At 46.6% G+C, this 7391-nt stretch carries 5 protein-coding genes; 4 read left to right on the top strand and 1 reads right to left on the bottom strand.

The annotated features are described in order from the left end of the window. Window positions 1-320: 320 nt before the first annotated feature. Complete coding sequence (gene mrdA / locus DSM107010_RS35915) at window positions 321-2120, bottom strand: penicillin-binding protein 2 (RefSeq protein WP_127025266.1); 1800 nt, start codon at window positions 2118-2120, stop codon at window positions 321-323. Between the two features lie 217 nt (window positions 2121-2337). Between mrdA and DSM107010_RS35910 the strand changes: the two genes are divergently transcribed. The 4 genes from DSM107010_RS35910 to DSM107010_RS35890 all read left to right on the top strand — a co-directional run. After that, on the top strand, window positions 2338-3483 hold the full coding sequence (locus DSM107010_RS35910) for an ABC transporter ATP-binding protein (RefSeq protein WP_015153430.1): 1146 nt from the start codon (window positions 2338-2340) through the stop codon (window positions 3481-3483). Next, on the top strand, window positions 3480-4601 hold the full coding sequence (locus DSM107010_RS35905; RefSeq protein ID WP_106169448.1) for a polyamine ABC transporter substrate-binding protein: 1122 nt from the start codon (window positions 3480-3482) through the stop codon (window positions 4599-4601). Before DSM107010_RS35910 ends, DSM107010_RS35905 begins: the two co-directional genes overlap by 4 nt. Window positions 4602-4772: 171 nt before the next feature. Next, entirely contained in the window at window positions 4773-5705 is a 933-nt protein-coding gene (locus DSM107010_RS35900) for an ABC transporter permease (RefSeq protein WP_106169447.1), read from the top strand. Window positions 5706-5902: 197 nt separating this feature from the next. Continuing rightward, window positions 5903-7391, top strand: a 1489-nt coding sequence (locus tag DSM107010_RS35890) for a transglycosylase domain-containing protein (protein WP_241994473.1), incomplete at its 3' end; no start/stop codon positions are given.

Here is a 7391-nt window from a genome sequence, read left to right as displayed (position 1 = left end):
AAAGCTTGTTGAAACATCACAGCAATCGCAATCGCACTTCTATCCTATTCTAACAATTATCTACAACTGTAGTACTAACACCGCGTTCATTCCAAAAAGAATTTTAACTTGTGTATTGAGATTTTTAGCACAAATCGTTTCGATACTTAAAAAAGCTTTATCTAAATGTCTATCAACTAACTCCCAAATCTCCCGGGGCTAGCAGAAACATCCACAGTGTTTAACCAAAAAAGCCTAATTTGTCTGTACGTAAACGTACAAAATCTGAGTAGTTAATTCCGACTTCCGACTTCCGTACAGGCGGGTTTCCAAACCTGCCCCTACCGACTTCCGACTTCTCCCTTCGCCTTCTGCCCGTGAAAATAGGCTTCCATCACTTTTAACACCATTGGAGCGCAAATCTTACCACCGCCACCACCAGAGTGTTCGGCAAACGCGATGACCACGATTTCTGGCTTATTGTAGGGGGCATAACCGCCAAACCAAGTATGAGATTTCTGCTTATAAGTCTCCGCCGTACCGCTTTTACCAGCAGCCGGGGGAATGGTAGGAGAACTCAACGCCCTACCCGTACCGCTAGCTACGACTTGTCGCAATCCTTGACGGACAGTTTGCACGGTACTTGGTTTGATATTTAAAGACTCGCGCCACTTCTTCGCTTCCTCGTTATCTCGCAGTAAGTGCGGTTTGATCCGGTAGCCACCACTAGCAGGAACGGCGAACATCACGGCAACTTGCAAGGGAGAAACTTGCAAAAACCCTTGACCAATGGACATATTTACCGTGTCTCCTACCTTCCAAGGTAAGTCATAGTTGGCTCGTTTCCATTTATCATCTGCAACTAAGCCTTTTGCTTCTTCTGGTGCGAGTTCAATGCCCGTTTTGCGCCCAAAGCCAAATTTCCGCGTCCATTCAATTAAAGTAGGTCCGCCAATTCCCCGACCGATTTGATAGAAAAATGTATCGCTACTCCAAGCCAACGCCCCCGGAAAATCGAGTACGCCAAATCCGGCAAGATTCCAATCGCAGAATCTCGTACCACCAATGTTCATGCAACCATAGGTTTGCAATCGCGTTTTAGGCGAAAACTTCCCTGATTCCAAGCCAGCCGTAGCAGTGATGATTTTAAACGTACTGGCAGGGGGGAAACCTCTTAAGGCGCGGTTGACAAAGGGATGATCTTTCTTTTGCAGGCTGCGCCACACGGCGGGGGTAATGCGTTTAGAAAATACGTTGGGGTCGAAGGTAGGACGACTCACCATTGCTAATACTCCGCCAGTACGGGGGTCGAGGGCAACGATCGCCCCTTGGCGATCGCCCAAAGTTTTTTCGGCGGCTTTTTGTAACTCTAGATCGATCGTTAAATGAACGTTCTGACCCGACCTTGCCTTTTTCTCGCCTAAATATCGTAAAACCCTACCCTTACCGTCAACTTCTACCTGTTGTCCGCCCCATTCACCCCGCAGTTGCTTTTCAAAGGCTGCTTCTACTCCCATTTGTCCGATGACATCTCCGAGGCGATAGCCTTCTTGACGTTTCTCAGCTAATGTATTGTCATTCATCTCGCCTGTATAACCGAGAATGTGGGCGGCGATTTGACCGTTGGGATAACTGCGAATCGGTTCGATGTAAACTTCTACATCTTTTAATTGATTTTTGTATTCTGCCAAAGCCGTAATTTGAGCCGGGTTGATATCTCGTGCCATGCGAATTAAGCTAGGAGAATTTACCCCGGCTTTATCCATGCGTTGTTGAATTTCGGCGGCTGGCATTTGTAAAATTTGGGCAAGCCGTTGTTTAGTACTGTCCCATTCCGGTTTTTTGGGAGCCATAGGCCAAATGTAAACGGAATGAGACAGACGACTAGTTGCTAAAATTCTGCCTTTGCGATCGAAGATACTGCCCCGTTCTGGCTGTTTAGGAATCAATCGAATTCGGTTATTGTCCGCCAATTGACGATTGCGAGTCCCTTCAACAAGCTGTAAATATGCCAGCCGACTGCCAATCCCACCAAACATGGCAACAGTAATCCCTAGCATTAACACTAAGGCTTGGAAACTACGCCCGACAGTGCGGGTCGTTTTCGTCTTGCTGCCATAGGCGGGATAAATGATTTTCATGGGGTGGGATTTACGATATTGGCGCAGTAGCATTTAAGATCTAAGTTACCCACAACTGAGGCGATCGCGCTCAGACAAAGCAGCCTTCATCGATCTCATTTTAATCAATTGGAATGAGCGTTCGCTCAGCTAATAGCGGTGACAAGTAAATTTATTGGCAGTTCGACAAAATACCGTGCAGACTGGAAGATAAAATATATTACCTGGGACAATACGGATGACGGCTCGAACTGCAACACGGTATACAGGGGGAAAAGTCGGTGCATCGCTGCTTGATGTTGAGCTGCAAAACGTCTATAAGTTTTTTCATCAAGAATTAGCCGTAAACGGGATCGACGTAAATATTCGTCGAGGAGAATTTTTTAGTATTCTCGGTCCCTCTGGTTGTGGCAAAACGACAACGTTACGTTTAATTGCTGGATTTGAACGAGCGGACGCGGGAAAGATATTGATTCAGGGTGAACAGATGAATCGCGTTCCGCCCTATCGTCGCCCCGTCAATACTGTATTTCAAAGCTATGCTTTGTTTAACCACTTAAATGTGTGGGATAACATTGCTTTTGGGTTGCGGTTGCAAAAACTCTCGCGGGTGGAACTGAATAGCCGCGTGGAAGCCGCACTCAAATTAGTCAAGATGGAGACAATGCGATCGCGCTTTCCCACCCAACTCTCAGGCGGACAGCAGCAGCGAGTTGCCTTGGCAAGGGCATTAGTCAATCGTCCGGCAGTCGTGTTGTTAGATGAGCCTTTAGCAGCGTTGGATCTGAAACTACGTCAGGAAATGCAGGTAGAATTATCCAATCTGCATCAAAATTTGGGCGTGACTTTTATCTTTGTCACCCACGACCAAAAAGAAGCCCTTTCTTTATCAGACCGCATTGCTGTAATGCATCGTGGCAAGATCGAACAAATTGGTTCTCCTAAAGAAATTTACGAACATCCAAGTACGGCATTTGTAGCTGATTTTATTGGCGATACTAACTTATTAGCCGGGAAAATCGCGCATAGCGATCGCTCGACTCTCCAGGTTGATAGTCACAAGGGATTAAAAATTGTCGTGCAAAGACATGACTATACAGAACCAACTGCAACTTCTGCTCCAGTGATGGTAAGCGTGCGTCCAGAAAAAATTGAATTGAGCTTGGAACGTCCTACTATTCGCACGAATTGTTTTGCTGGTAAACTACTACACGTCATGTATCTGGGAACCCACGTTCACTACTTAGTAAAATTAGACTCGGGCGATCGCATTAAAGTCTTACAACCAAATACAGGCAACACTTTATCAGACACTGATATACCGATCTACGTTCGTTGGGCGACTCGTGACTGTATAGCTTTAAAAGCCAGTGGAAGCGAATGAACACAAACCATCAGCCAGTACAAAGATTTTCGCGATCGAGACGCAGATTTATTCGCACATCAGTAGCAGCATTTTCTGGACTTGCTCTCACCCGTTGTGGCTGGAGACAGGGAGGAGTCCAACGGGAAACAGCATCAGCAGGTCCAACCGACAAGTTATTTGTCTATACCTGGTCGCAGTATACAGATGACAAACTAATTAAAAACTTTACTGCTCAGTTCAAAGCACCAGTCGTTGCAGACATCTATGAATCAAACGAAGCAATGCTGGCAAAGTTACAAGCGGGAGGAGGAGGAAATTACAGCGTCATCTATCCTAGCGATTATATGGTGCGGCGTATGATAGAAATGGGAATGCTCCACGAACTCGACCGTTCGCGCCTCCAAGGTTTAGACCGACTTGCCCCTCAATTTCAAAATCCGACTTACGACCCAGAAAATCGTCACAGTATTCCCATGAGTTGGGGAACAACTGGATTTGTTTACAATACCCAACAGTTAAAAGAACCACCTACAGATTGGGAATATTTGTGGAAAAACCGCCAGCAGCTATCAGGACGCATGACTTTAATTGATGACGTGCGGGAAGTCATGGGCGCAACTTTACGAATGTTGGGTTATTCCTACAACTCTAAAGATGAGTCGCAAATTAAACAGGCTTACGAGAAGTTACGAGAACTCAAACCCAGTATTGCTGCATTTGATACCGATGCTTGGCGCAGTCAAATCCTCGCTGGAGATTTAGTGCTAGCGATGGCATATTCGACTGATGGAATTAAAATTTCTCAAGAAAATCCCAATCTCAGATACATCATTCCCGCCAGTGGCACGTCTTTGTGGACGGATACGATCGCCATTCCCAAAACCGCACCCAATCTCGATGCTGCTTATACTTGGCTCAATTACAACTTGGAACCTACGGTAGCAGCAGAGATTTGTCAGCGACAAACCGTAGCCATTCCCAACCAAGTTGCATTAGAACAGTTACCAACTCAACTGCGCCAAGATACCAATTTGTTTCCTCCAGAATCGGTCTTAAATAGATGCGAACGCATTTCCCCTTTAGGAGATTTTGATGCAGTTTACGATCGCTACTGGACGCAACTAACTAGCAGCTAGGGGATCGGAAATTAGGAAAGTATGAAGGAAGAAGGAAGAAGGAAAAAGGATGAAGTATGAATAGTTATTCGTCATTGGTCATTGGTCATTATTCATTTGTTGACTGACAACTGGTCACTGGTTACTGGTCACTGGTCACTGATTATTGCTCCCTACTCCCTTCTACAAACTGTGCCTGCAAAAAAGTCACCACTTGAACTCGATGCAACCTCAAGTCAGGATGCCGAACCACCGCTACCACCGAAACATCCTCGTTGGTGGAATTGGCTAGAACCGACGATTTTTCTAACCCCGGCTGGAATTTGGTTGATATTGTTGTTGGTACTACCAACACTGATTATCTTTGAGTTGAGTTTAGTGCCAGGGTTTCGCCCGGGAAATATTGTTAATCCTAGCGGTGTAGATAATTATATTCAGGTATTTCAACCCCTGTATATGGGAGTGATGGGGCGATCGCTATTTTTAGCTAGCTCTAGTACTATTATTTGCTTATTATTAGGATTTCCCGTCGCCTACTGGATTGCTTTGTTGACTCCTCAACGCTGGCGGACTCTACTTTTATTGGGTTTTGTCTTACCTCTGTGGACATCCTCTTTACTGCGTTCTTATGCCTGGATTACGATTTTGCGTCCTACAGGCGTGCTGAACTCTTTGCTCAATAGTGTTGGTTTACCCAGCCTCCAGATTCACAATAGCAGTACGGCAGTTTTGATTGGCTTGAGTTACAATTTGCTGCCTTATATGGTACTGATTCTCTACGCTTCCCTGGAAAGATTAGACCGGAGATTGCTGGAAGCAGCCGCAGATTTAGGAGCAAATCCCGCTGAAACCTTTTGGAAGGTAACTGTCCCCCAAACTTTACCAGGAATTGCCGCAGGTTCGCTGTTAGTTTTCATTACGGCAATTGGCGATTTCATTGCTCCAGAGTTACTAGGTGGTGCATCCAGTATGACGATCGCCAGGTTAATTTACAATCAGTTTTTAGGCGCAACCCAGAACTGGGGATTTGGTTCGGCGTTAAGTATGGTGTTGGTACTAGCTGTTAGTATTGCGATCGCGCTATTAATTAAATACGGCGGGAATAATTCAGTGACTAGTGACTAGTTATCAGTGGTAATTGGTAATTGGTAGTTGGTAATTGGTAATTGGTAATTACTCCCCTTCTCCCACTCTCCCCCTCTTCCCCTCTGCTCCCTGCTCGTGCGCTCCCTGCTCCCTTGTCCCCCTTGTCCTCCTTGTCTCCCGACTCCCGACTCCCGACTTCCGACTCCCGGCTCCTCTGGAAGAAGGGAATTTTTGTTTTGATACTACTGTGTCTGATTGTCCGTGGCTTACCGTATCTCGCGCCAATTCATGCCAAAGATATCTTACAGGATGGACAGGCAATTGAATTTAGCGATCGCCACGGGTTGCCTTTGGGAACTTTACTGACTCGCGATCGCAACCATACTGTAGCCGTACCGTTGAATGCAGTTTCGCCCCAGTTTATCCAAGCAATTTTAGCAGCAGAAGACGGGCAATTCTATCATCATGGAGCGTTGGATTTAAAGGCAGTCGGACGGGCGATCGTCACTTCTATTCAAGCTAGAAGAATTGTCAGCGGCGCATCGACAATTACAATGCAACTAGCACGGATGCTAGAACCCTTACCGCGCAACTTCTGGGGGAAAGTTCGGGAAATTTGGTTATCTTGGCGGCTAGCCGCAGGCATGAGCAAAGACGAGATCTTGCAAGCTTACGTCAACCGTCTGCCGATGGGTGGCAATATCTACGGCGTAGAAGCTGCGGCGCGAATATATCTGGGAATGCCTGCATCCGAACTAAATTTAGCACAAGCTAGTCTGCTAGCAGCCATACCCAACAATCCGGTATATCTGAATCCTTACGATAGTTGGGAAAGATTGAAACGGCGACAGAAATATGTCCTCGATCGCATGGTTCTAGATAAACATATTACCCGTGCTGAGGCAGAAAAAGCCAATATCGAAGCAATTACGCTCCAGTCGCGACGGCAGGGAATTATCGCTGCACCGCATTTTCTATTTTGGGCAGCTAGTCAACTTCCCAAACAACACCCATCCCAAATTCGGACAACTATAGATCGTCCCTTGCAACAGTTTGTAGAAGTCCAAGTCCAGCAGATCGTGCGCCACCTTGCACCACACAACGTCCACCACGCTGCTGCTTTAGTTATCGACAATCATTCTGGTGCAGTTTTAGCTTATGTCGGTTCTCCCGATTACTTTGCCGATGCCGAATTGGGGCGTAACGACGGCGTGCAAGCACTTCGACAGCCCGGATCTACCCTAAAACCTTTTTTGTATCAATTAGCCTTGGAACAGCGGCTAATTCGTCCAAATACCGTATTAGCAGACGTACCTACCCACTATGCTATTCCTGGAGCGCGGCTTTACAGCCCTACAGATTATAGCGAATCCTTTCAAGGACCCGTGCGCGTCCGCGTTGCCTTAGCGAATTCTCTTAACGTTCCCGCCGTGCGAGTCTTGGAGCGAGTTGGTGTAGAAAATTTCTTACAACGCTTGCATCAACTTGGTTTCGAGCATTTAAACCAGCCCCCGGAATATTACGGACTCGGCTTAACCCTCGGTAGCGGCGAAGTCAGTCTGTGGGAATTAGCCCGTGCTTATGCGACTATGGCAAGAAATTCTATGGAATTAAGCGGGAGTCGGGGACAAGGGGGACAAGGGGGGCCGATTGAATTTGATAGCGGTTTTCAATTGGATGCAATACACGTCTGTAGGGGCGCACAGATGTGCGCCCCTACAAATG

Source organism: Chroococcidiopsis cubana SAG 39.79, assembly GCF_003991895.1.
Classification (GTDB): Bacteria; Cyanobacteriota; Cyanobacteriia; order Cyanobacteriales; family Chroococcidiopsidaceae; genus Chroococcidiopsis; species Chroococcidiopsis thermalis.
This window is presented reverse-complemented; position numbering and strand designations above follow the sequence as displayed.

Bases quoted from the DNA above. Each gene is read 5' to 3' on its own strand.
- DSM107010_RS35910 (WP_015153430.1), top strand. From the start codon at position 2,338: ATGACGGCTCGAACTGCAACACGGTATACAGGGGGAAAAGTCGGTGCA.
- DSM107010_RS35905 (WP_106169448.1), top strand. From the start codon at position 3,480: ATGAACACAAACCATCAGCCAGTACAAAGATTTTCGCGATCGAGACGC.
- mrdA (WP_127025266.1), bottom strand. From the start codon at position 2,120: ATGAAAATCATTTATCCCGCCTATGGCAGCAAGACGAAAACGACCCGC.